The sequence below is a fragment of the Marinobacter sp. EhC06 genome (assembly GCF_001650915.1).
In the GTDB taxonomy this organism is placed as follows: domain Bacteria; phylum Pseudomonadota; class Gammaproteobacteria; order Pseudomonadales; family Oleiphilaceae; genus Marinobacter.
The window spans coordinates 516,667-539,878 of record NZ_LXYO01000001.1 but is presented as its reverse complement, the minus strand read 5'-3'; the positions used below and the strand labels follow the sequence as shown (position 1 = coordinate 539,878).

Below are 23,212 nucleotides of genomic sequence, written 5' to 3'. Positions count from 1 at the left end.
CTATAGTGAGGTGGGCAGTTACACAGATTTATTTACAGGCTCTACCCCGGCGTCAGCTCTTGTAAACTAATGTTAACGAATTTGTCTTTTTAACTTCCGCTTACTGTCATATTTCCCGCCGAAACTGGCCTCTCAACAACATTGACCCGCTGTTTTTTTGAGAGAGGCAATAACATGGCTAAGCACGACCTTGATCCCAATTATCTGGATCCCAACTACGAGCCGGTAGTCAACCACACTGAAAACACCCCCTTTCACCAGGTCCTGGCCGCGCGCATGCAGCGCCGTACCGTGATGAAAGGCAGCGTAGGTGCTGCTCTCGCCAGCGTCATGGGTCTGGGGCTGGCCGGCTGTGGCAGCGACAGCGACGACAGTACCACCAGCAGCAACGTGTCCAGCACGGATATTGGCTTCAAGGCGGTCCCGACATCAACGGCCAACGAGGTGGTTGTTCCGGAAGGCTACTCCTCCGAAACATTCCTCCCCTGGGGCACTCCCATCACCGGGTCTTACCCTGAATATAAGCCTGATGGCACCAACACCGGTGCGGAGCAGGAGCAGCAGGTGGGCATGCACCACGACGGCGTGCACTTCTTCCCGATTGACCAGAAGGCTGGCGGCAACAGCTCAACCGAAGGCCTTTTGGTGATGAACCATGAGTACATCGCCCAGGGCGCGTTGCATGCCAACGGAGCCACCTATGTGAACGATATGCGCCCTGCGGACGAAGTTCGCAAGGAAATCGCAGCTCACGGTGTTTCTGTCGTACACATCAAGCGGGACACCAACGGCAAGTGGGACATTGTGTTTGGCAGCCCATTCAACCGTCGTATCACCGGTAACACCGAGATGGATGTTCGTGGACCGGTTCGCGGCTACAGCAAGCTGATCACCAAGTACAGCCCGGATGCAACCGAGACCCGCGGCACGCTTAACAACTGTGCAATGGGGCCGACACCTTGGGGAACCTACCTCGCGGCTGAAGAAAACTGGCACGGCTATTTTGCCAACAGTGACGAATCACAGCCCCGCGAGCAGACCCGCCACGGCGTGGGCAGTTCCAGTCGTTATGACTGGGAATTGGCCGACAGTGCTGAGGACCAGTACGTTCGATTCAATGTAAGCACTATTGGCGCAACAGCTGCCGATGACTATCGCAACGAGGCCAACACTTACGGCTACATGGTTGAAATCGATCCGTTTACTCCTGAAAGCAAGCCGCAGAAGCGCACTGCTCTGGGCCGATTCGGCCACGAGGGTGTGATCTTCGCCCCGGTCAAGGAAGGCGAGCCGGTGGTTTGTTACTCAGGCGATGACTCCCGGTTCGAATACATCTACAAGTTTGTATCGTCCAAGCCTTACTACGCCGCCACAGCGGGTGGATACCTCCTCGATGAAGGCACCTTGTACGTTGCTCGCTTCAACGATGACGGCTCCGGCGACTGGCTGTCTCTGGACCTCGACGATGCCGAGTTCAAGGCCAAGGTTGATGCTGCGGTTGGAACCACGGTTGGCGACGTCGCCTTCGACGGCTTTGAGAACCAGGCTGATGTTCTGTTGAACACACGTCTGGCCGCCGATATTGCCGGTGCAACCCCGATGGACCGTCCGGAATGGGGTGCGGTTGACCCGAATTCAGGCCAGGTGTATTTCACCCTGACCAACAATTCCCGCCGGACAGAGGAACAGGTTAATGCGGCCAACCCGAACGCCAATAACCGCACTGGCCACATCATCCGCTGGAGCGAGCAAGGCAACGACCACACCGCCACCAGCTTCGACTGGGATATCTTCGTGTTCGCCGGCGAGCAGGGTACGGAAACCGTGGTTGATGACGAGGTCATCGTATCTCTTACCGACGACAACATCTTCAACAGCCCGGATGGCCTGTGGTTCGACTACAACGGTCGTCTCTGGATCCAGACCGACGGCTCTGATGCCGCGCCGTACCAGAACAACATGATGCTGGCTGCCAACCCGGAGACCCGTGAAATCAAGCGCTTCTTTGTTGGGCCCGTTGGTTGTGAGGTTACCGGCGTTGTCTCCACGCCGGATGTGAAGACCATGTTCGTCAACATCCAGCACCCTGACGGTAACTGGCCGGATTCCAATGATCCGCGCCCGCGTGATGCAACTGTCATCGTTACCAAGGACGACGGAGGCATTATTGGCGCCTGAGCCAACGCCGAAGTAGTCATCTGAACACCGCAAACCCGGCCCGCTCGGTAACAGAGTGAGTCGGGTTTGCGGTTTTTTGTTTCAGAAACGCTATTCCCCGCCGATATGACTAATAAATACACTAAAGTATGAGTTATAAACTCATGTCAATTCTTTAGTCTCCACAATGGCCTTTAATAACAAAATGTTTGCAGAAGCAACGAAAAAGAAGAGGTTTCTATGGGCTTACTGGATCGGGCTTCAGTTCTATGGGGGGTGGCGGTTGCCGTTGTTCTTGCAGTCGTCTGTGCAGTGGTGGCGCCTTTGCTAGGCCTGGAACCTGCGTCGATTCTGATCGGGCTTGTCGTCGGCCTGGTGGCTGCTGGCGGCTTCCTCATTGTCAGGGTGTTGGAGCCAACGGAGCGAGGCCTCAAAGCGCTGAATGATGGCACTCTGGCTGATGATCATCCGCTGCAGGCCCAGTGCCGCCAACTGCTTGCCGATGCCAGGGCGGGGCGTGCGTTGGTGGAGACGCTGTCCGGGAGCGCCGATAAGAACGCTATCTCCGCGGCCCAGGTGTCTTTTGCAGCCGATCAACTGAAGCTCCGGCTTGACCGACAGGTTGAAGAAACCGCCCAGATGGCCGAATACGCCGGCCAAATCACCGAGACCGTCCGGGAGTCCTCGGAGCAGGCCACGGATGCAGCCACCATGGCACTGCAGAACAAACAGGTCAGCACCGAAGGTCGTGAAGCCCTGATCTCTGCCATAGACAGTGTGCGGGCGGTGCACCAGCAGTCAGGGGAAAACCTGCGCCTGATCCAGGAGCTGAACGAGAAGTCCAACAAGATCCAGGGGGTGACCACCACGATCCAGGGCATTGCAGAGCAAACCAACCTGCTTGCCCTCAATGCCGCCATCGAAGCGGCCAGGGCAGGTGACCAGGGTCGCGGCTTTGCGGTGGTGGCCGACGAAGTGCGCCAGCTCGCTGGTCGAACCGCCCAGGCGACAGGGGAAGTGGCGGAAACTCTGGAAGAAATACGGTCCGATACCACGCTGATCGTGTCCCGCATTGAAGACCTCGCCCGCAGCATCGAGGAGGGGCTCACCTCTGTTGAGAGCGTGGGCGAGCGATTGGACCAGATTAGTTCTCAGTCGGACCGGGTTCAGCAGCAAGTAGCCCGAATTGCCGAGATCGACCAGAACAACGAGCAGAGCCTGACCCAGGTGTTTTCGGCCATTGAAACGGTGCGGGACCAGATCTCCGAAAGTGATACCAGTGTTTCTTCACTCGCAGAACAGGCTGCGACGCTTATGGAGCTGGCGGAGAAAGCCAATGCTTCATTTGCCTTGAACAGCGAAGCCAGCTATCACCGCCCCTTCTTCGATCAGGCCAGGGCCGGTGCTGACCAGATTGGTCAGCTCTTTGAACAGGCCATCCGCGAAGGCAAGCTTTCCGAAAGCGCGCTGTTCGACAAGAAGCGCACTCCCATACCGAACACGCATCCTCCGAAATACTCCAGCAGCTTTGACACGTTTACCGACCAGTATCTGCCGGCCATTCAGGAGCAGGTGAAGAATGCACATGAGGCCATCGTCTTTGCCATAGTCGCTGCGCCTGACGGGTATGTACCGACCCACAACCGGGATTTCGCCCACGCACCGACCGGAGATCCGAAGGTGGATCTGGTGAAGAGCCGGAGCAAGCGGCTGTTCAACGACCGGACAGGCATCCGTTGTGGAACGCACACCGAGAACATGCTTTTGCAAACCTACCGTCGAGATACCGGCGAAATCATGCATGATCTCTCAGTGCCGATCTATGTGAATGGCAAGCATTGGGGCGGTTTCCGCCTGGGTTACCGTCCGGACAATCACTGACCGCGGCAGGATTATCGGTCACGGGGCCTGTGGTAGACTCGGGTTAACAGATCAATAGGAGACTTGTCTTGGCCGAACCGGAGTTTATTCCTGCCGACACGGACCCCGCCTCCCGCCGAAGTGACCCGGCGCGTAACCTGGCGGTGGTGGTCTACATCCTTCAGGCGCTGTCTTTTTTCGTAGGAGGCATCACCGGTCTGGTGGGCGTGATCATCAACTACGTCAAATTGGACGACGTACGTAATACCTGGGTGGAGCGGCACTTCCGCTGGCAGATTCGCACCTTCTGGATCGGCCTGCTCTGGACCGTGATTGGCATAGTGACCACGCCGATTATCATCGGCTGGTTTATTCTCCTTGGTATTTCTATCTGGATCATCTACCGGATTGTGAAAGGGGCCCTGGCTCTGAATGACGGTAAACCCCCCGCCTGAACGAATCGCAACGTTTGGAAAGCATTTCGAGTAATATTGTCAGGCAATGTAAAATTTCGTTTGCCTGACAGTATTCAGTTCTAGAAAGGGCATTCCAACTCCCCGCTTGCCTGTTACCACATCCATTTGACAATCAAAGCCTTATTGTTTTGGGCCTCCTCGACATGAATCTTCTTGGCCCCACAGGGTGTCATTTTTGACGGGAATCCTGGAAATTTCGGCCATCGTGCCACCACACCAGCTTTCTTAACCTCGAAGCGCATTGATCGCATACCTCTCTTCCGGGGTGGAGACAATGACAACAAGAGAGGAATTGAGAGCATGAGTAAAGCACGAAAACTATCCACCCCGCTGCCAATCCTGTTCCTTGCGTTCGCTTCAGCAGGGCTTGCTGCAGAGACGCTGGAATACCGAAACGACCTGTCGATCATGGGATCTTACATCATCGCGGATGATGATCGAACGGATGAATACGGCACGGCGTTCAGAGTCAGCTACGGTAAACAGCTGGGAGAATACTGGTGGCTGGAGCCAACGGTTTCTGCCGGTATCTTTGAGACAGGGCGTACCGGATTGACGGACTATTACCATCAAGCTGCTGGCATCGATATGTCTTATCGGCTGTTTCGAAACAGAGGTTTCACGCCTTTTGCACTCGCCGGGCTTGGCGTCTCCAGGAACGATGTGGCGAATCATGACGAAAGCGAAATTGGCGGTTACGGGAACCTCGGTGCGGGTTTTCTGACGTCGCCCACTACTGACTTCGGGCTGAGGTTCCGGGCCGAGGTCAGATATCTGTACGACTCCTTTGACGATGGCCTTTCAGATGTCCACCTTTCAGCCGGAATAACCCTCCCTCTGGGGGCTACGCAGCGCCAGGTTGTTGAAAAGATCCAGTACATCGAGAAACCAGTGGTTGTGGAGAAAGAGAAGCTTGTCGGAATGGCGGATTCAGATGAGGACGGGGTAGTGGATGGCGTAGATCAATGCCCGAACACGCTCAAAGGGCTGCAGGTGAACTCGGTTGGCTGTGTTGAGACTGACAAGGCGCAGAGCGTTGTTCTCCTGGGTGTCTCTTTCGAGTTTAACTCTGCTCGCCTGACGGCCAATGCAAAGGACATCCTGGTTAAGACCGCGGATGCCCTGAAGGGCCAGCCTGATCTTCGGGTTGAACTTGCAGGGCATACAGACAGCGTCGGGGCGGAGAGCTATAACCTCACGCTTTCCCAGGAACGGGCTGACTCTGTCCGCAACTATCTGGTTGATCTGGGGGTAGCCCCGGAACGATTGGAAGCCAAGGGGTATGGCGAAGCCAGACCAGTCCGGAGTAATGGAACCGAAGAAGGACGAGAGCGCAATCGTCGTGTCGAGTTCAACGTGATTTCCGAGTGAGCGTGGGGTGGAAAAGATGAATTCAAGAACAATGAGATGGTCCTTGGTAGTTCTGGTTGCTCTTATCTTCGGCTTAACGGGATGCCGATCCGACAGCAGTCCAGCCGAGTTAGCCGATGATTCCGGCTCCGATGGTGGCACGACGGTATTTGATGCAGATCAGGATGGCGTTCCCGATAATGAGGATTCCTGCCCGACTGTTGCCAGCACCGGCGTAGATGCGGACGCTGACGGAGTCGATGACGCCTGCGATACTGATATAGGGACGTCAAATGATCTGGACAGCGATGGCATCCTGAATAGCTCGGATAATTGCCCCGATATTGCTAATAGCGATCAGGCGAACCGGGATTCAGATCTGTTTGGCGACGTTTGTGACACCGATGCTGACGGCGACGGCGTTGACGACAAGGTAGATAATGGGGACGGGAGTTTCTCAGCACTGGCGCCTTCCAGCGGAGGAGACAATTGCCCTTTGGCGCCGAACGATGGTCAGTCCGATCTTGATGCTGACTCGATCGGAGACGCCTGCGACACCGATACCGATGGCGATACGGTCGCCGATAAAGCCGATGATGGCGACGGAACCTTCAGTGTTATTGATTCCACTGACGGAGGCGATAACTGTCCTCTGGTAGCAAACGTGAGTCAGGAAGATGCTGACGGTGATGGCGTTGGCGACGCCTGTGAAAATGATGGCGACAGCGATGGTATTCCGAACGGCGCCGATAACTGTCCTGCCATAGCGAATCCGGGGCAGGAGGATCTCGACGGCGATGGTATCGGGGACGTCTGCGATTCTGATGTAGATGGTGACGGTATCAATAACGAGGACGCACTCGGTCAGTCTCTAGACAATTGTCCTAGAGTCGCCAACTCCGATCAGTCCGATACCGATGGTGACGGCATCGGAGATGCCTGCGATCTTGTAAACGATGCAGAATATGCCTGCGGAATTAACGGTGAACAGTTTACACCGTTGCTCGCCAATGACTCAGACCTGTCAGCCCAGGCCTCCAAAGACCTGTCCGGATGCCTGCTCGGGTTTGGGCTTCTTTGCGACGTCCAGTCTCCGGGCAATGTGGTAGACAGTGATCTCTCCAATGTGGCGACGATGCAGAACACCGATCTGCTGGGGCTTTCGACTGTGACTTTGCGGGTAGCGACGACCACAGGTTTTGCCTATCCTGGTGCAAATGCTCTTGGTGTGGCCTTCAGCGAAAGTGCTCAGGCTTTGCAGGCTGACTTGTTGGGCGGCGATCTGATCGTGAGAACCAGGCTTAACGGGGAAGTTCAGGAAGAGAGCTCTGGTGCTGGTGTGCTGGATCTCGATCTGCTGGGTGCGTCCGGTCTTCTCGCAGGAGCAGACACGAGCTTCCTTGTTTTCCAGACAGAGCAGCGCTTTGATTCCGTTGAAATTGAGTTTGCGCCATCGCTACTGTCTTTGCTCAATGAAGTTAATGTGCACGCGGTTTGTGCGAGCAAAACGGACGTGTCAGTGCCCTGATACACATTCAGGCAAGAATGAAAAGAGCCGCTACCAAAGCGGCTCTTTTCGTTTCAGTCTTCGGTGACTTCTTTCAGCCGTATGGCACTGACCATCCCGGCCAGCCCCATCAGGCCCAGGACAATAATGACCGCCACCTCTGAAATCATTGATATGAGGGCGGTCAGGCCGCCGGTAACAAGCAGCAGAACACCGATGACCGTGTTGCTCACTGCAGTATAATCGGTGCGCTTGTTACCCCCTGCCATATCCACCAGATAGGTTTTGCGCCCCAGCCTGACGCCCGCATGGGCAATGCTCAGCACAAAAAAGGCGATCGGGTAAAACCAGACGCTGCCAATTTCCGTCCCGATAAAGAGCGCGGTGAAGCCGACGATCAGGCACACACCGCTGGCCATTGCAGCGCCACGGATCATGACTTTTCGACTGGAGGTGTCCGCCGCCCAGCCCCAGAAGCTGGCACTGAGCGAACTGGCAAGACTGCTGGCCAGCAGGAAGATACCCAGCATCCAGCCAATGTCGGATTCTTTCTGCGCAAGGACCACGAAGTAGGGCGACGCCAGGGCCGAGCAGAGCAATAGCGCTCGGGTGATCACGAAGTTTCTGAAGGGTACATCGTCGTGGAGCAGGGAAAGGCTCCGGAACGCCTCGTTGATGGCGTTGCCGCCACCACCTGTTTCACCTTCGTACTCTTCCACTCCGGCAAACAGAAAACCGGCAATCACCCAGAGCACACCTGCCAGAAGCAGGAGCACTGTGTAAAAGGCAATCGTCGGGTCGCCGCGTTCCCAGAACAGCAGGGCGGTCAACACAACGGTGGCGGTGCCGCCAATGGTGGACGCCAGCCCGCCGAGTCTTCCCCGCCGGGTTTTCGGGATGCATTTGCCCTGCACATCTTTCATGGACACCGAGCAGAATCCGCGGGCGAGGGAAAACATAATGAGGGCTGCAATGATCCCGGAACCTGCGGCATAACCCTCGAAAAACCAGATGCTGGCCGCCATGGCCACAACACTGGCGGCCTGGCCGAAGCTTCCGAGGGTCCAGAACCACTTGCGGACAGGTTTGCGGCGCACCCAGGCTGCAATCACCATTTGTGGCACTAGAGAGCCGGATTCCCGGATCGGTACCAGCCAGGCCACCAGGGCGGGTGCTCCGATGGCGCTCATCAGCCAGGCCAGTACGGTTTTGGGGCTGATCAGCAGGTCGCCCAGCTTGGTCAGGACGTTGCTGGCGAGAATCAGGAAGAAATTACGGGGTACCTCGCGACAGGCCTCCTCCGGTATGTCTTTACAGACCCGTGCATCTTCTTCGTTGGCAATCAGGCTGTAAAGCTGGTCGATGGTGTCCTTTCTGCTCTCGGGCAAACCGCTGTCCTCCGGAAAATGAGTCGGAAGGATACCAGTGTTGCCCGGCATCCTTAAGCCCGGAGTACGGCAGTTGCGGGCAATCAGACCAGATGGTGGTCCCAGTGAACGGGGAGGTCTGCAAGTTCCCTGGCGGGTGTGGCCGCGCCCAGCTGAACCAGTTTTCCCCGGCCAGAGGAAACCAGAAAGTCGCCTCCGGCAAGGGCCTGGATGCCAGCGCAATCGGCTATGGAGACGCGGTTGACGAGTTCACCGGTACTGCCCCTGAAGACAATGGCTGTGCCACCAACAGGCGAGGCAGCAGCAACGAGGTCGTTTTCCGGGTGGGCAACCACGCTGGCAATATAGTTGGCCAGGGCTATCTGGGTGTCTTCGTCAAACCGGTATTCGCGCAGTGTTCCCTTCTCAAGACGCGCCAGCAGAGGCGGCGTTTCATAGAGAGGCCCCTGGTACTGATAGGCCACGTACACACGTCCGCTGTTGCTGACGCTTACATGACGGGCGCTTTGCTGATGATGGGGCGGCTTGAAGCGGCCAACGATGTTGCCAGAATGACGATCCATCAGCAGCAGGGCAGGATCCATGGTCTCCAGATTGAGCTTCATGCGGTCGTAATCCGGGTGGGTCAGGATTCCGCCAAGCCCGATCACCAGGGTTTCGCCATCCGGGTGCAGGGTCAGTTCATGGGGGCCGATGCCATTCAGATCAAAGGTATCGGTTCGCCGGTAATCCTGTTCGGCGTCATAGACCGCAATAATTCCCTCGCCCTTTTCGTACCGGCTGGCCGTGACGTACAGCCAGCGGCCATCGGTCGAGAAAATCCCGTGGCCGACAAAGTGTTCGCCGGCTTTTGCGCCTACACGGTGTTTTCTGGTGCCGGCAGTGGCATCGAACACGTAGAACGACCATCCGGGGCGGCGCTCGAAGAAGACGGTTTCACCCATGCCAGGCCGGTTGCATCCACTGTGGCAGCGGGTTTCGACCGGAGTCTGCCAGAGGATGCTGCCGCTGCGGTCGAAGGCGCTGACTCCAAAACTGCCGTCCGGCAAGCCAACGGCGCCGACATAGCTGTCAGGTTGGCCCGAGGCTTTTCCGGGAAGCAGGGAGCAGCCGGTCAGGCCCACGGAAATACCGCCGGCAAGGGACGCTTTGACAAGGGCCCTGCGGTTCAACAGCATACGATCAGCCTCCTCAGTCGCCATCGCTTGAATTGAAGCCTCTTACCACGCCAAGAGCAACCGCCGCCTGGTCATTGACCAACGTGGCCAACTGGGAAATATCGACATAGAGGCTCTGCAAGACCCGGAATTGGTCTTCTTCGTTCAGGGCGGTTGCCATGGGCAGATGGGCGCCGGGAAAGTTCTGCTGAACCTCGCTGAATTGCTTGCGAATGCGCGTCGCCAGATCGGACTTTCCCATCGCTTCCAGTAATGTAGCGAGCCCCGGCAAAAAGAACTGTCGCAGCCCATCCACAGTGGCTTCAACGGTCATCAGGGTGTTGCCGCTACGCCAGGCGTCCGTGATGTAGGGATTGCGTTTGCCGTTGCCGCGAAGCCCCATGGGCTGGGCCAGACGGCGTTCTTCCAGGATTTCCAGCGCAGCCATCCCCGCGCGGATTGTGGTGTCGTGGTATTGATCGGTCTCCAGGTAGTGCGGCCGAAAAGCCTGCCATCCGTCCATCAACTCGTCGCTGTTGCTTTTCGCATGCCTGGCCACGTTGGTCAGCAGTTCGCACGTCCGGGCGGCAGGCAGTGCATGGTCCCCGGCATTGAGCTGCTGATCGAACAGCAGGTATTCCATCATCGGGAAGCCCTGCACAGCGACACCGGACTGGCTGATCACCTGGGGAGTGATCGGTTCATCGTTTCCGATCAGGTAAGCGGCTTTTCGTGCGATCAGATTCTTTGGATCCGGCCAGAACTGGAACTGCCAGGATAGATTGTTGTTTTCCACCGGGCCGAAATCGACGAAACGCACCCGTTGCCAGGCCAGGAAAGCGTCAAGCCAGGCTGCTTCCAGTAGTTTCCTGCTATCTGGTGCAGGCGCGTTGCAATATTTTCGGGCCGCCATGTTCAGGTCGGCGGTCTCCGATGACAACGCCTCGTAGCCGTTTGCAATGCCCTCATGCCACTGATGACGGGCCTGGGCGTTGGCATCGTTTGCCCACGTCAGAGGCGAAAGCACGGCCAGAATAGATGTACACATAAGTCTGGTGATCGGGTGCATGGCGGATCCTCAGAGTGAATTCAGGAAATCGATCAGGGCCGTGCGATCCTCCGACGACATCTGGCGGTAGCGATCGGCGGCCGCCTGGGCCTCGCCACCATGCCAGAGCACGGCCTCTTCCAGTGTGCGGGCGCGACCGTCGTGCAGGAACCCGGCCTGCGGGTTCACCACCTGGGCCAGGCCAATGCCCCAGAGCGGCGGCGTTCGCCATTCGTTGCCATTGGCCAGGAATTCATCACGTCCATCCGCCAGGGCTGGGCCCATATCGTGGAGCAGCAGATCCGTGTAGGGCCAGATGGTTTGATTGCTCAGGTCCGGGCGGTCAGCAACCTCACCCGTCTGGTGTCGCGGAGTATGACAGCCCGCGCAGCCAATTTCGTTGAACAGTTCTGCCCCTCGTTGAACGGATTCGGACTCAAGATTGCGCCGGGCCGGAACGGCGAGGCTCTTGGCATAGAAGGTCACGAAGTTGGCGACCTTGTCGCTGACCTCAGGATCGCCGCCGTGAGTGAATCGCTCACAATGCTGCTCGGGCATGCAGTCGGTTGTGGGTTTCAGAGTAGAGGTCAGGCCCATATCTCCGGCGAAGGCACCCATGCTCTGTTGATGGACATCTGGCTCGGCCGCCTTCCAGCCGAATCGGCCGGGCAACGTCTGTTCCGTTGCCAGATCCCAGACCTGGTTAAGCTTTCCGGAGATGCCGTTTTGGTCCGCATCATCAAGGTCATGGAGAGCTTGCAAATCTTCAATGGGGATGGCTTCCAGCAGCCCCATTCCGATCATCTGCGGCGCTACCCGGGGTGACACCAGCAGGTCCTCGGGCAGCGGTCCGTAGTTTGGGTTTTCGATGCGGTACACAGGCTTGCGCAGTTCAACAACAGTGCCGTCCGCAAGGGTTTTTTTCACCGGCGTCCATTCAATGATCAGATCGGCCTCCGGTTTTGCAGCGGGAAGCGCAGCGGTCTGCAACTGGCTGCCGTATACCGGCGCCGGTTTAAAACCGTGCTTGCGCAGAATCTCGGCGTCCCGCTCCGGGTCAGCGGGAACTGCCAGCCTCAGAAACAGGGACACCGGCGGTTCGTCGACACCAGGGGGATGTCCACGACCATCCTTGATATGACATCCCTGGCAGGAGTTGGTATTGAACAGCGGGCCCAGGCCGTCACGGGCATCAGTGCTTGCCGGGGCTTCGACCCAGGGGTTCCGGAAGAAACTGTTGCCGACGCTGAAATCCAGACGCCTGGTCATGGACAGGTTGCCCTGGGGAAGCGAGTAAGCGTTGGTGTCTGACTGTTGTACCGTGCCACCGCCCCCTGTTGCCGGCGATGTCTGGATTGGGTAGCCCGCGTGGGTCTGGGCGGTAACGTGGGCGCTGGCGATTGCCAGCGCCCCGATTAAAGCAAGCTGCCTCATCATGTTCAGAACGCGTGACCGGCATCATCCGGAGACAGGGCTTCAATACCCAGGTCCCGCGCGGCCTGCTCGATCGAGCCGGTCTGTGCAACCAGCGCCATGATGGCACCGTTGACGATACGGGTTCCCTCGGCATTACCCGGTGCAATCATGGTGTCGAAGGCCATCGGATTTTCGCTGCTCTCTGCACGAGCCTTCATCAGAGCCAGGGCTTCCATGGAGGCGTCCAGCTGGTTGTTCAGGCGGGCGTCCAGTTCCGGATTGCTCTGTTGAACCAGATCAGAGAGGGAAGGACCTGTTACCAGGCTGCCATCCACACGACGGTAGGTGCCGGTATAGACATTCTGAATGCCCTGGCCGTTGTAGTAATGGGAGTTATGGGTGTTGTCGCTGAAGCAGTCGTGTTCGTCCTCGTAAGAGTTGGCTTCCAGGGCTACCTTCATGCGCTCACCGGCCAGCTCACCGAGGGATAGGGAGCCCATGCCGAACAACATCTTCTGAACACCCTCGTTGGCGTCAGCCGCCGTCAGCTGGGCGCGATAGTTGTCGCCGGCGCCCGGCGCCCACTGGGCTACCATCCACTCCAGATCCGATACCAGCAGGTCGGTCACTGCATCCAGAAATTCGCCACGACGCTCGCAATTACCATTGGTGCAATCAGCACCCCTGGCGTAATCCGTGACCGGACGCTCCCCGGAACCGCTTTCAAAGCCATGCAGATCCTGGCCCCAAAGCAGGAATTCAACGGCATGGTAGCCGGTAGCGACGTTGGCTTCAGAGCCGCCCACTTCGTTCAGATCGGCCAGCAGGCTCGGAGACAGTGAGGACACGTCCAGAGTTTCCCCGCCGACGTTGATGCTGTCGCTGGCGATGATGTTGGCGGTTGCTCCGGCGTTACCCAGTTCGTGCTGGTATCCGTCCGCCTTCACGTAGTCGATCAGGCCTTCGTCCAGCGGCCAGGCGTTCAGTTGGCCTTCCCAGTCGTCGACAATGGCGTTGCCAAAGCGGAACACTTCGGTTTGTTGGTAGGGGACTCGCGCCGCAAGCCAGGCTTCTTTTGCGGCGGCCAGGTTGGCTTCGGTCGGGTTGGCAATAAGTCGATCGGTGGCTTCGTCCAGGGCTCGTGCTGTGGTCAGGGCATCTTCATAGTTGGCGTGAGCCAGGTCGGCGTAGTGATTGACCACTGAGGCTTTGGTTGCCGGCTGAGAGTCTTCGGCGGACCAGGGATGATTGGCGCAGCCTGCAGTCAGCAGAGCGGTTACTGTTAATGCCAGCGGGGCTGGACGAAACATGGACGTCATTCCTTTCTCCAAGTTTGGGTAATCGTGGCGCGAATGATAAATATTAGCGTTCAGGATTATGGTTGCCCGTATATGAAAACGCAAGCGGGAAAAGGACCAGTGTGATCAGGATTGACGATAGTGCTCTTGCCCTGGGCAGCCGTGATCGGGCTTAATGGCCCCGTCACCAGGGAGCTATTCTTGTATGTTGAGTTATCTGCACGCCTTCCACGCCGGCAATTTCGCTGATGTCCAGAAACATGGGGCCCTGGTACTGGTCCAGACCATGATGAAGGCGAAGTCATCCGGCATTGCCTGTTTCGACACCCATGCCGGAAGCGCCATATACGATCTGCGAGGTGAGCGGGCCCGGAAGACGGGAGAGGCCGACGATGGTGTCCAGAAGTTGTGGAGCGCCAAAGATCGGCTTCGGTCCGAGGATTGGAATCCGTTTGTGGATGTCCTGGCAGGATTCAATGCCGGTAGTGGCGAACTTTCCGTTTACCCGGGGTCTCCGGCCTGGTTCCAGCACTTTCTCAGGGCCGGGGACACGCTGACGCTTTTCGAACTCCATCCGAGCGAGAGCGAGCAGCTGGTGGGTTGGGCTTCGGAGGCGCCGATTCGAGTGCTTCGGCAGGATGGCCTTGCGGGGCTGCTCAGGCAGCTTCCACCAAAACAGCCGCGGCTCCTCACGCTTATCGATCCTTCCTATGAGATCAAATCTGATTACGTTGAGGTTGCTGAAACCCTGGGAAAAGCATGGCAGAAGTGCCGGCATGGGCTTTATCTTGTGTGGTATCCGATACTAACCAGTGGCTCGCAGGTGCAGCTGAAAGAAGCCGTCAAGCGTACCGACGTACGCAAGGTGCTTTGCAGTGAGGTGCATCTGCGCAACCCGCCGGAGCGCGGCATGGTCGGCTCAGGGATGCTAGTGGTGAATCCGCCCTGGGGCTTTGATGGCCGGTTAGCTGCAATGATTAACGACGTTGCCGGGTCGGACGTTTTGAATCTGTCCCATGATATTGGTTGGCTGGTGCCGGAGTAGTTGGAGCGAGAACACGCAGGGGAGCGATGAGGTTGAAGGATAATCCAGCAAACGAGGCAGAACCCACGTGGATGCCGGGAGGTCTGATCCCGGTTGAGCAATGGAAAGTGCCTGAAACATCCGTAAGGCGCTCGCTTAAAGATGCCTTGCGCCATGCCCTTGCTCAGATCCGGGCAGGTGTAGTGGCAGAAAAGGAGGTGTTTGAAAGCCTCGATAACCTTCCTGAACTGTCAACAGCCAAGCTTGAATCCTTTGCGCCTCGACCCGACCAACGCGCGCTCGCGGATACCCTCTCAAGAGCCCTTGAAGAGACAGACTCCAGCCACGACTCAGGCAAGAGAGTTAGGTTACTGGTGGCTCCACCGTTCTCGGGTATTCGTTCTGCCCTTGAGTGTTTTTCCGAACGTGAACCGCAGCTAGAAGGCAAGGCAGACCGATGGTCGCTTATCCTGCCTCCCGAGAACCTGCTTCTGGATGACCGCGGGGCCCGGGAATGGTGGGACAAGCAGGATCTTTCCAGGCCGTGGGTAATTTCCGAAATGGCTGATTTCTGGTTGCGCCATCTTTCCGGCCTGGCTCTGGTTCGGGAATTACTCCGTCGGGTTGCCGCCGGAGGTCTTGCTCCTGGCGTTATTGGTTGTTCGAGCTGGTGCTGGCAATTCTGGTCCTCCTACTTCAAGGATGCGCACTTTTCGCCGACGACACCGTCACCGATGGCGGCAGTGGATCTTGGTGAATGGTTCGAATCCCTTGCTGCCGGTGATAGCGATCAGTCAATCACTGCCCGAATGGCAGACGATGGTTTATGGGTTTTGCCGATGGCAGATGAGAGTGATGGGCAAAAACGCAAACATAGCGGCTTTCTCCGGGATCTCGCCTCCGTTGCAAGGGGAAATCCGGGCGTTGCGTTGTCGATCTGGCGGCGCGCGCTCAGAGCCAGACCCGAAGAAGATGCAGACACCAAAGAGTCAGGCCAGGTTTCCGGTAACAGCGGCGCAGTCGCCAAGGTTTGGGTTGTACCTTTTGATAAATTAGGGCTTCCGACAGTACCCCAGAGCCAGGGCGATAACATTGGCCTGCTTTTGCATGCCTTGCTTCTGCACGATGGCCTGGACATTTCTGATTTGCAATTGGTAACCGGCGTTGCAGAGCATGAGATGGGATTTGTTCTGGCGCGATTGGGGCGATTAGAGCTCATTGAGTACGAGGCCTCTGATGCTTGCTGGAGGGTTACTGCACATGGATACCCGTCGATCCGTCGTCACTTGCAGAGCTGGGGCTTCCCGGTCGACACTTTTTAGGAGATGAGCCATGGGTGATCTCGGCATTCGAGAGGCGTTTTCAGCGATTACTTCCCAGGCATTGCTGGAATCATTATTGGTTGTGCTGCTGGCAACGGGCCTGATCATCGTCATCCAGAAGCTGTTCCCGCGAATCGCAGGTAAACTGGGGGGCAAACCCCGGTTTTATATCCTGGCGTCGGTGCCTTTGTTGAGGCTGGTCATTATTGTTCTGACCATCATCATTGTGGTTCCGATACTGGTGGAGCCTTCGTTTGAAAACATGGTCGCCATTTTCGGAGCGCTGGGGCTGGCCCTCGGGTTTGCCTTCAAGGATTACGCGAACAGTCTGATTGCCGGCATTGTAACCCTCTATGAAATGCCTTATCGCCCCGGAGACTGGATCGAAGTGGACGGCCAGTACGGGGAGGTACGCTCGATTGGCACCAGGGCTGCGGAGCTGGTCACGCCCGATGACACCGTGGTGGTAATACCCCACAGCAAACTCTGGGCGTCGCTGATTGCCAATGCCAACGACGGTACTGACAACCTGATGTGCGTGGCGGAGTTCAATCTTGAGCCTCATCACGATGTCGGCCGGGTTATGAGCCTTCTCAGGGATGTGGCATATACCTGCCCTCTGACCCGGACGTTTCGTCCTGTCGTTGTGGTGGTCTCCAACAAGCCGTGGGGTATGTGTTACCGGCTAAAGGCCTATCCGGTCGAGTTGAAGGATCAGTTTCGCTTCATTTCCGAATTGACGGCAAAGGGAGCAAGCGCGCTTGCCTCCGAAGGCGTCAATTTTGTCTCAGCCCCCGTCGCCGGAACCCGCTGAACCCTGACTTCCGGTTTCGGTGTCGTTAATCAACTGGTATAACCGCTCAAAAATTCGCTGCCCACTCTCGCCAGTGCGCTCCAGATAGATGTCACGCACCGGCAAGCTGGCTCGCCGAAATGCCTCCCGCTCTGCATCGTTGAGGCGGACGACCTTCAGGTGGCCTTCTTCTAGCATTTTTTCCAGCCGGGTCTGATTGAGTTCCTCCTGGGTCTCCCAGGCAACCTGTGCAACATCATTGAGACCATTATCCAGCCATTGTTGCTGGTTTTCCGGTAATGCGTTGTACCACTCAAGATTCGAAACCACTGAAGCAACGAACTGCGCTGGCCTTGCGAGCGTCATGGTGCTCTGGACTTCATAGAAGTCCATTTCCTCGATGGCAAAAACGGGGTTGCTCTGGCCATCAATCTTGCGCAGTTGCAGATCGCTGTATACCTGCGAATAGGGGATCTGGCTCGGTTCGGCGCCATAGGCGCGAAACGCTTCCTCGGCCATATCGGATGTCATGGTGCGGATCCGTTGGCCATCGAAGTCTTCCGGTGTGCGGAGCGCCTTGTTGGCGGTCCACGCCATCCAGCCCTCGGGTACAAAGCCCAGAAGTTTCATGTTCTCCCGGGCGTAGGGCTGCTCAAACAGATCGAGCAATTCCGGGCTCGCGAGAACCTGTCGGGTTACGTCAGCGTTGTCCGGTAGAACATAGTGCAGGGTAAACAGGCCGACTTCCGGGATGGTGTTGGCAAGGTGTCCGGGGGAGGCGAAGGCAAGGCTGACCGAGCCATTCCGTACCAGCTCAGTAAGCTGAGCTGAAGTACCCAGAGACCCATAGGGAAAGATATCAACCTCGATCCTGCCATCGGAGCGCTCTTCAATGCGTTCTTTTAATGCTTCAGCATAGGCATGCTGAACGCTACCCTCGATTTCCTCCAGCGCAAAGCGCCAGGTTACGGGGTATTCAGGGGGTTCCGGAGCCTCGGACGTCTTGTCCCCACGATCGGTCTGGCTGTCTGAGCAACCGGTCAGTGCAATGGCCAATGCGAGGCTCAATGGCCAGAACCTGAAACGGGTGTTGGGCATAGCGGGGGACTCCAGTATTCTCAATCCTTGTTTGATATTGATATACAAGGTAACACAAGAATGCTCACTGCCATGGGTAACAGGGTTCGATTGGATTACACTGTCGGCCAAACAATCCCGTGGAGAAAGGAGAAAATCAATGGAGTGTCAGTGGCTGGCAGGAGGCCATGAATGAAAAACCAGAAGCAGGCGATGCTCTATGGCCTGGGTACCGTGCTGTTATGGTCCACGGTGGCAACCGCGTTCAAGCTCTCCCTGAGAGAGCTGGCTCCCGTTCAGATGCTACTGATTGCCTGCACTGCGTCGGTAGTCGTGATGGCCATTATTCTGATGCTTCAGGGGCGCTGGCATCTGGTGTTTTCACTCAGTCGCGAACAGTATGCCCAGTCCTTTGGCATGGGGCTGATCAATCCCTGTCTGTACTATTTTTTGTTGTTCGGCGCGTTTGACCGGTTGCCGGCCCAGGAGGCGCAACCGCTGAACTACACCTGGGCACTGGTGCTGGCCTATATGTCGGTACCGTTTCTGGGGCATCGGCTGCGCAAGCTGGATATTGTTGCAGGTCTGATCTGCTATGCCGGGGTGGTGGTGATTGCCACCCGTGGTGCCGTGACTTCCCTGAGTTTCGAGGATCCGCTCGGGGTTTCTCTCGCCCTGGGCAGTACTGTGGTCTGGGCGTCCTACTGGATTATTGCCACCCGGGATACCCGTGATCCGGTGGTTGGCCTGTTCCTGAATTTTCTGTGCGGGCTGCCGGTGATTCTTCTGATTTGCTGGTGGACGGAGGGCCTGAACTTTGCCACCGGAACGTCGCTTGCTGCTGCGTTGTATGTTGGCGTGTTCGAGATGGGCATCGCTTTCGTGCTCTGGTCCTACGCCATGAAGAAGGCGGAGAACACCTCGAAGGTCAGCAACCTGATTTTTATCTCTCCATTCCTTTCACTGGTGTTTATCTATTTTATTCTGGGTGAGCATATCCTGCCTTCCACCTACATCGGGTTGGTCCTGATCATGATGGGGCTCTGGATCCAGCAGAAAAAAGTGAAGGACCGGGAAGAGGCCCTGAACCTTGGCTAGCTGGTTTGTTTACATGGTGCGAACCGCACGGGGGGCCCTGTATACAGGCATAACCACTGACGTTGACCGGCGTTTCAATGAACATCAGGGAGGCGCTCCCCGGGGAGCGCGTAGTCTGAGGGGCAAGGGGCCGCTTGAGCTGGTGTTCAGCGCGCCGGCCGGAGACCGAAGCCGTGCTTCACGGTTGGAGTGGCACATAAAACAGTGGCCGCGGCCCAGGAAAGAGGCCTTGGCGCGGGGTGAGCTCAGCCTGCCAGATGACGTTTGATGTGTTCACCGGCGGTCTCTATCGCGGCCGTGGCCCGGTCGAGTTGCCCGCTATGCACCTGAAAAACGTGCCAGAGGCTGTTATAAACCTCAAGGCGGGTTTCCACATCGTGCCGGTTTGCGGCCTCGGCCAGCCGTTCGGCATCATTGAGCAGGATTTCCTGGCTGCCCACCTGGATCAGCATGGGTGGCAAGCCGCTCAAATCGCCGAACACGGGTGAGATCAACGGATTGGTCAGGGATTCCTGGCCGGCATAGAGATGGGCTGCCTTGCTGGTCCAGCTGGCCTGGAGCACCGGTTCACATTCGGGTGCGTAGAGCTTTTCCTGAGTGAGGTCTACCCAGGGTGAAAACACCGTGAGCGATGCCGGAAGCGGCTGGCCCTTGTCACGCAGCCGCATGGCGAGGGCAACGGCGAGGCCCCCACCGGCGGAATCGCCGGCAATAGCAATCTGCTCCGGTTTGAAGCCCTGCGCCAGCAGTCCGTTCCAGCAAGCCTCCGAATCATCCAGCGCGGCGGGAAATGGGCATTCGGGCGCCAGTCGGTAATCCGGTGTGACGATGGTGCAACCGCTGGTTTTGGCCAAGTGTCCGGTTATGCCCCGGTGAGTGCTGGAGGAACCGATAATATAGCCACCGCCGTGCAGATAGAGAACAGCGCCGTGAGGGTTGTTGCCAAAACTGGTGCTGATGGCCGGAATGCCGCCCACTGTGGTGTTTTCGAAGCTTGCCCCCCGCGGTGGCATGGAACTCCGGTAAGCCTGGCGCACAATGCGTCGCTGGAGTGAAACAGGTACTGCCGGGGTGAGAACCGGTCTGACCAACCGGTTCATGGTCTGGCGCAACGCAGTCTCCAGAAGCTGTTGCAACATCTGTGTCTTTCCCCTGCTATGGGTTAGGATTGGAAGCCAAAATTCATAACTCATTCATGACAGGCGTTTAACTCTACGTGTACTGGAAAACAGATACCATAGAAATACCGGATTGGGACAGACACTCGCTCCTGGACAGACTCGAACCGTTCGACCCGGCCTGCTCGCGGGATCTCAGTGATGAAATGGTGGCCTATTGCCGCTTTTACGGCCTGGATCTCTGGGTAGAGCATCCGGATGTGGCATACCACCAGGGTTATGTCAAAGCGTGCGATCATGAGGTCATGGTGCACTATTTCCGGTTGCCAGAGCAGGCAATTGAGCGTGGCACAGTGTTTATTCTGCACGGCTATTTCGATCATGTCGGATTGTACAGCCAGTTGATTGATCGTTGTCTGGGAGCCGGCTTTGATGTGCTCGCCTACGATCAGCCGGGGCACGGCCTTTCCAGCGGTACGCCGGCGGCGATTGGTAGTTTTCTGGAGTACCAGGGGGTTCTGGCAGACGTTATGGCTCAGGTCAGGGAAAAGGTGCGTCAGCCCTGGTTTGCGGTTGGCCAGAGCACCGGCGGCGCGATCCTGATCGACTACCTGTTGTCCAACCAGCACAACCAGCAGACCTCCGACTTCCGGAAAGTGGTGCTTCTGGCGCCCTTGGTCAGACCTGCGGGCTGGCTGGGAGCCAAGGTGCTTCACAGCATCGCAAAACCGTTTATATCCCGGTGGCGGCGGGTGTTTGCGGAGAACAGTGGCAATAGTCGATTCCTCCGGTTTTTGCGGGAGCATGATCCCCTCCAGGCCAGGGCGGTGCATGTGGATTGGGTGAGTGCACTGCGAAAGTGGGTGCCCCACATCGAATCCGCCCGGCCTGTCGACTTTCCGGTAACGGTCGTGCAGGGTGAAAAGGATCTTACCGTCGACTGGCAGCACAATTTGCGCATAATCCGGAATAAATTTTCCTCGGTGGAGGAACTGAAGATCCCTGACGGACGTCATCATCTTGTGAACGAAGCTCAGGATTTACAGGCAACCGTATTTAATACCATCATTGATACATTCACGAACTCGGCATCACAGACCCGCTAGCGGTCTCTGCCAGGAACATCAGGCACAGGAGATAGTTGTGAAAAAGACAATACTCGCGTTTGCAGTGGCCACTGTCGGTCTCGGTGGTTGCATGACTTATGACCCCTACACCGGCGAGGAGAAAACCTCCAGTGCGACCAAGGGCAGTATAATTGGCGCCATTGGCGGCGCTGCCATTGGTGCGGCAACCTCCAGTAAGAGTGATCGTGGAAAAGGGGCCTTGATCGGCGCAGCCAGTGGTGCGGCCATTGGCGGCGGGATCGGTTACTACATGGACAAGCAGGAAGCCGAGCTGCGTCGCCAGTTGGAAGGCACCGGTGTTCGTGTAGTGCGCAACGGTGATGAGATTGAGCTTGTGATGCCGGGCAATATCACCTTCGACCTGAATGAATCGACGATCAAACCGTCATTCAGTGGCACCCTGGAGTCTGTGGGTCTGGTTCTGAAGGAATATGACAAGACCATTATCCAGATCGAGGGGCATACCGACAGCTCCGGCTCAGACAGCTACAACCAGCTGCTCAGTGAGCGTCGCGCTTCTTCTGTGCGTGACTTCCTGCTGAATCAGGGCATCGAGCCCAAGCGTACCCGTGCTGTTGGTTACGGTGAGCGCTACCCTGTGGCGTCCAACGATACCGCGGCGGGTCGCGAGCAGAATCGTCGTGTTGAGCTGACTCTGGTGCCCATGCAGTAAGCAGGGCGCTTCGTTGGCATAAAAAAACCGGAGCATTTGCTCCGGTTTTTTTACGCCAGGCCGTGAATCAGAACAGGACGCGGCAGCGAATCGTTCCCTTCACCTTGAGCAGCTTCTCTAGTGCCAGTTCGCCATACTCTTTGTCCACATCCACGACCACGTAACCGATGTCTTCCTTGGTCTGCAGGTACTGACCGCACACGTTGATGCCGTTCTCGGAGAATACCTGGTTGATTTCGGACATCACACCCGGCACGTTCTCGTGAATGTGCAGCAGGCGGTGCTGGTTCGGGTGGGACGGCAGTGCCACTTCCGGGAAGTTCACGGAAGAAACGGACGTGCCGTTGTCGCTGTACATGGCCAGCTTTTCCGCCACTTCCCGACCGATGTTTTCCTGGGCTTCGATGGTGGAGCCGCCAACGTGTGGGGTCAGGATCACATTGTCGAATTCCCGCAGCGGAGAAACGAACTCCTCGTCGTTCGACTTGGGTTCCACCGGGAACACGTCGATAGCGGCACCCAGAAGCTTGCCGCTGCCCAGCGCGTCGGCCAGGGCGTCGATGTCGACAACCGTGCCACGGGAAGCGTTCATCAGAATGCTGCCGGGTTTCATCTGGGCGAATTGCTCAGCCTTGAACATGTACTTGGTGGCCGGCGTTTCCGGCACGTGCAGGCTGACCACATCGGCAATGTTCAGCAGTTCCTGGAGGGTGCCAACCTGGGTGGCGTTGCCGATCGACAGTTTGGAGACAACATCGTAGAAATACACATCCATGCCCAGGCCCTCGGCCAGGACACTGAACTGGGTGCCGATGTTGCCATAACCAATGATGCCCAGCTTCTTGCCACGGATTTCGTAACTGTCCTTGGCGGACTTCAGCCATTCACCGCGATGGGCCTTGGCGTTCTTCTCCGGAACACCGCGCAGGAGCAGGATGGCCTGGGCCAGAACCAGTTCGGCAACGCTCCGGGTGTTGGAGAAGGGCGCGTTGAATACGGCAATCCCTCGGCGGGTCGCTGCCTGCAGATCCACCTGGTTGGTGCCGATACAGAAGCAGCCCACGGCCACCAGCTTCTTGGCGGCTTCAAATACCTTCTCGGTCAGCTGGGTGCGCGAGCGGATACCGATGAAGTGCGCGTCGGCAATCTTCTCGACCAGCTCATCCTCGGCCAGCGAGTGAGACAGATACTCGATGTTGGTATAGCCCGCGGCGTTCAGGGTATCAATGGCAGATTGATGCACGCCTTCCAGCAGCAGGATACGGATTTTGCTCTTCTCAAGAGACGTATTTGACATGGGCTTGCTTCCGAACTTTTCGTCAC

The 23,212-nt window shown here is 57.3% G+C and carries 19 protein-coding genes and 2 pseudogenes; 13 read left to right on the top strand and 8 right to left on the bottom strand.

The window, feature by feature from the left end:
* Positions 1-174 precede the first annotated feature (174 nt).
* The 6 genes and pseudogenes from A8B84_RS02380 to A8B84_RS22075 all read left to right on the top strand — a co-directional run.
* On the top strand, positions 175-2,178 hold the full coding sequence (locus tag A8B84_RS02380) for a PhoX family protein (protein ID WP_064228584.1): 2,004 nt from the start codon (positions 175-177) through the stop codon (positions 2,176-2,178).
* Between the two features lie 219 nt (positions 2,179-2,397).
* Positions 2,398-4,038 (top strand): methyl-accepting chemotaxis protein, encoded by a 1,641-nt coding sequence (locus A8B84_RS02375; protein ID WP_064228585.1) that lies wholly within the window; start codon positions 2,398-2,400, stop codon positions 4,036-4,038.
* Positions 4,039-4,106: 68 nt separating this feature from the next.
* A complete protein-coding gene (locus A8B84_RS02370) occupies positions 4,107-4,472 on the top strand; it encodes a DUF4870 family protein (RefSeq protein WP_064228586.1) in 366 nt (121 codons plus the stop codon).
* A gap of 321 nt (positions 4,473-4,793) precedes the next feature.
* Entirely contained in the window at positions 4,794-5,864 is a 1,071-nt protein-coding gene (locus A8B84_RS02365) for an OmpA family protein (RefSeq protein WP_064228587.1), read from the top strand.
* Positions 5,865-5,880: 16 nt separating this feature from the next.
* Positions 5,881-6,429, top strand: a pseudogene (locus A8B84_RS22080) (thrombospondin type 3 repeat-containing protein); the annotation flags it as partial.
* Between the two features lie 78 nt (positions 6,430-6,507).
* Positions 6,508-6,831: pseudogene (locus tag A8B84_RS22075) on the top strand (thrombospondin type 3 repeat-containing protein); the annotation flags it as partial.
* A 593-nt stretch (positions 6,832-7,424) separates the two neighbouring features.
* On the opposite strand, the gene A8B84_RS02355 reads toward A8B84_RS22075, so the two are convergent.
* The 5 genes from A8B84_RS02355 to A8B84_RS02335 form a co-directional block, all read right to left on the bottom strand.
* Entirely contained in the window at positions 7,425-8,738 is a 1,314-nt protein-coding gene (locus A8B84_RS02355) for a hypothetical protein (RefSeq protein ID WP_064228986.1), read from the bottom strand.
* An 83-nt stretch (positions 8,739-8,821) separates the two neighbouring features.
* Positions 8,822-9,916 (bottom strand): DUF1513 domain-containing protein, encoded by a 1,095-nt coding sequence (locus A8B84_RS02350; RefSeq protein WP_064228589.1) that lies wholly within the window; start codon positions 9,914-9,916, stop codon positions 8,822-8,824.
* Between the two features lie 13 nt (positions 9,917-9,929).
* Positions 9,930-10,964: an imelysin family protein gene (locus tag A8B84_RS02345; RefSeq protein WP_064228590.1), complete on the bottom strand. Its 1,035-nt coding sequence runs from the start codon at positions 10,962-10,964 to the stop codon at positions 9,930-9,932.
* A 9-nt stretch (positions 10,965-10,973) separates the two neighbouring features.
* Entirely contained in the window at positions 10,974-12,380 is a 1,407-nt protein-coding gene (locus A8B84_RS02340; protein WP_064228591.1) for a di-heme oxidoredictase family protein, read from the bottom strand.
* A gap of 2 nt (positions 12,381-12,382) precedes the next feature.
* The gene (locus A8B84_RS02335; protein ID WP_201257844.1) at positions 12,383-13,678 is read right to left on the bottom strand and encodes an imelysin family protein; all 1,296 of its coding nucleotides are present in this window, start codon (positions 13,676-13,678) and stop codon (positions 12,383-12,385) included.
* Positions 13,679-13,862: 184 nt separating this feature from the next.
* On the opposite strand from A8B84_RS02335, the gene A8B84_RS02330 reads away from it, so the two are divergent.
* Genes A8B84_RS02330 through A8B84_RS02320 form a run of 3 tightly spaced genes read left to right on the top strand, consistent with a single transcriptional unit; the run spans position 13,863 to position 16,817 of the window.
* Positions 13,863-14,702 carry a 23S rRNA (adenine(2030)-N(6))-methyltransferase RlmJ gene (locus tag A8B84_RS02330; RefSeq protein ID WP_064228593.1) on the top strand — a complete coding sequence of 280 codons (840 nt, stop codon included), beginning with the start codon at positions 13,863-13,865 and terminating at the stop codon, positions 14,700-14,702.
* Positions 14,703-14,734: 32 nt separating this feature from the next.
* Entirely contained in the window at positions 14,735-16,003 is a 1,269-nt protein-coding gene (locus tag A8B84_RS02325; RefSeq protein WP_064228987.1) for a hypothetical protein, read from the top strand.
* A 10-nt stretch (positions 16,004-16,013) separates the two neighbouring features.
* Positions 16,014-16,817, top strand: coding sequence for a mechanosensitive ion channel family protein (locus A8B84_RS02320; RefSeq protein WP_064228594.1), 804 nt, complete (start codon positions 16,014-16,016; stop codon positions 16,815-16,817).
* Here A8B84_RS02320 and dctP read toward each other — a convergent pair.
* Positions 16,791-17,894: a TRAP transporter substrate-binding protein DctP gene (dctP, locus tag A8B84_RS02315; RefSeq protein WP_064228595.1), complete on the bottom strand. Its 1,104-nt coding sequence runs from the start codon at positions 17,892-17,894 to the stop codon at positions 16,791-16,793. The genes A8B84_RS02320 and dctP overlap by 27 nt on opposite strands.
* A gap of 171 nt (positions 17,895-18,065) precedes the next feature.
* On the opposite strand from dctP, the gene A8B84_RS02310 reads away from it, so the two are divergent.
* Positions 18,066-18,971 carry a DMT family transporter gene (locus tag A8B84_RS02310; RefSeq protein ID WP_064228596.1) on the top strand — a complete coding sequence of 302 codons (906 nt, stop codon included), beginning with the start codon at positions 18,066-18,068 and terminating at the stop codon, positions 18,969-18,971.
* Positions 18,972-18,984: 13 nt separating this feature from the next.
* Entirely contained in the window at positions 18,985-19,239 is a 255-nt protein-coding gene (locus tag A8B84_RS21160; protein WP_082905039.1) for a GIY-YIG nuclease family protein, read from the top strand.
* On the opposite strand, the gene A8B84_RS02305 is transcribed toward A8B84_RS21160, so the two are convergent.
* Complete coding sequence (locus A8B84_RS02305) at positions 19,217-20,110, bottom strand: alpha/beta hydrolase (RefSeq protein WP_064228597.1); 894 nt, start codon at positions 20,108-20,110, stop codon at positions 19,217-19,219. The two genes, A8B84_RS21160 and A8B84_RS02305, sit on opposite strands and share 23 nt — an antisense overlap.
* Before the next feature lie 77 nt (positions 20,111-20,187).
* On the opposite strand from A8B84_RS02305, the gene A8B84_RS02300 reads away from it, so the two are divergent.
* A complete protein-coding gene (locus A8B84_RS02300; protein ID WP_064228598.1) occupies positions 20,188-21,195 on the top strand; it encodes an alpha/beta hydrolase in 1,008 nt (335 codons plus the stop codon).
* Positions 21,196-21,232: 37 nt separating this feature from the next.
* Positions 21,233-21,889 carry an OmpA family protein gene (locus tag A8B84_RS02295; RefSeq protein WP_064228599.1) on the top strand — a complete coding sequence of 219 codons (657 nt, stop codon included), beginning with the start codon at positions 21,233-21,235 and terminating at the stop codon, positions 21,887-21,889.
* Positions 21,890-21,956: 67 nt separating this feature from the next.
* Here A8B84_RS02295 and serA read toward each other — a convergent pair whose 3' ends face one another.
* On the bottom strand, positions 21,957-23,186 hold the full coding sequence (gene serA / locus A8B84_RS02290) for a phosphoglycerate dehydrogenase (RefSeq protein WP_064228600.1): 1,230 nt from the start codon (positions 23,184-23,186) through the stop codon (positions 21,957-21,959).
* Positions 23,187-23,212 lie beyond the last annotated feature (26 nt).

What these genes read in the sequence shown, in the direction of transcription:
- A8B84_RS02380 (WP_064228584.1), top strand. Translation starts at nt 175, where the DNA reads ATGGCTAAGCACGACCTTGATCCCAATTATCTGGATCCCAACTACGAG.
- A8B84_RS02375 (WP_064228585.1), top strand. Translation starts at nt 2,398, where the DNA reads ATGGGCTTACTGGATCGGGCTTCAGTTCTATGGGGGGTGGCGGTTGCC.
- A8B84_RS02365 (WP_064228587.1), top strand. Translation starts at nt 4,794, where the DNA reads ATGAGTAAAGCACGAAAACTATCCACCCCGCTGCCAATCCTGTTCCTT.
- A8B84_RS02350 (WP_064228589.1), bottom strand. Translation starts at nt 9,916, where the DNA reads ATGCTGTTGAACCGCAGGGCCCTTGTCAAAGCGTCCCTTGCCGGCGGT.
- A8B84_RS02345 (WP_064228590.1), bottom strand. Translation starts at nt 10,964, where the DNA reads ATGCACCCGATCACCAGACTTATGTGTACATCTATTCTGGCCGTGCTT.
- A8B84_RS02340 (WP_064228591.1), bottom strand. Translation starts at nt 12,380, where the DNA reads ATGATGAGGCAGCTTGCTTTAATCGGGGCGCTGGCAATCGCCAGCGCC.
- A8B84_RS02335 (WP_201257844.1), bottom strand. Translation starts at nt 13,678, where the DNA reads ATGACGTCCATGTTTCGTCCAGCCCCGCTGGCATTAACAGTAACCGCT.
- A8B84_RS02330 (WP_064228593.1), top strand. Translation starts at nt 13,863, where the DNA reads ATGTTGAGTTATCTGCACGCCTTCCACGCCGGCAATTTCGCTGATGTC.
- A8B84_RS02320 (WP_064228594.1), top strand. Translation starts at nt 16,014, where the DNA reads ATGGGTGATCTCGGCATTCGAGAGGCGTTTTCAGCGATTACTTCCCAG.
- dctP (WP_064228595.1), bottom strand. Translation starts at nt 17,894, where the DNA reads ATGCCCAACACCCGTTTCAGGTTCTGGCCATTGAGCCTCGCATTGGCC.
- A8B84_RS02310 (WP_064228596.1), top strand. Translation starts at nt 18,066, where the DNA reads ATGAAAAACCAGAAGCAGGCGATGCTCTATGGCCTGGGTACCGTGCTG.
- A8B84_RS21160 (WP_082905039.1), top strand. Translation starts at nt 18,985, where the DNA reads ATGGTGCGAACCGCACGGGGGGCCCTGTATACAGGCATAACCACTGAC.
- A8B84_RS02305 (WP_064228597.1), bottom strand. Translation starts at nt 20,110, where the DNA reads ATGTTGCAACAGCTTCTGGAGACTGCGTTGCGCCAGACCATGAACCGG.
- serA (WP_064228600.1), bottom strand. Translation starts at nt 23,186, where the DNA reads ATGTCAAATACGTCTCTTGAGAAGAGCAAAATCCGTATCCTGCTGCTG.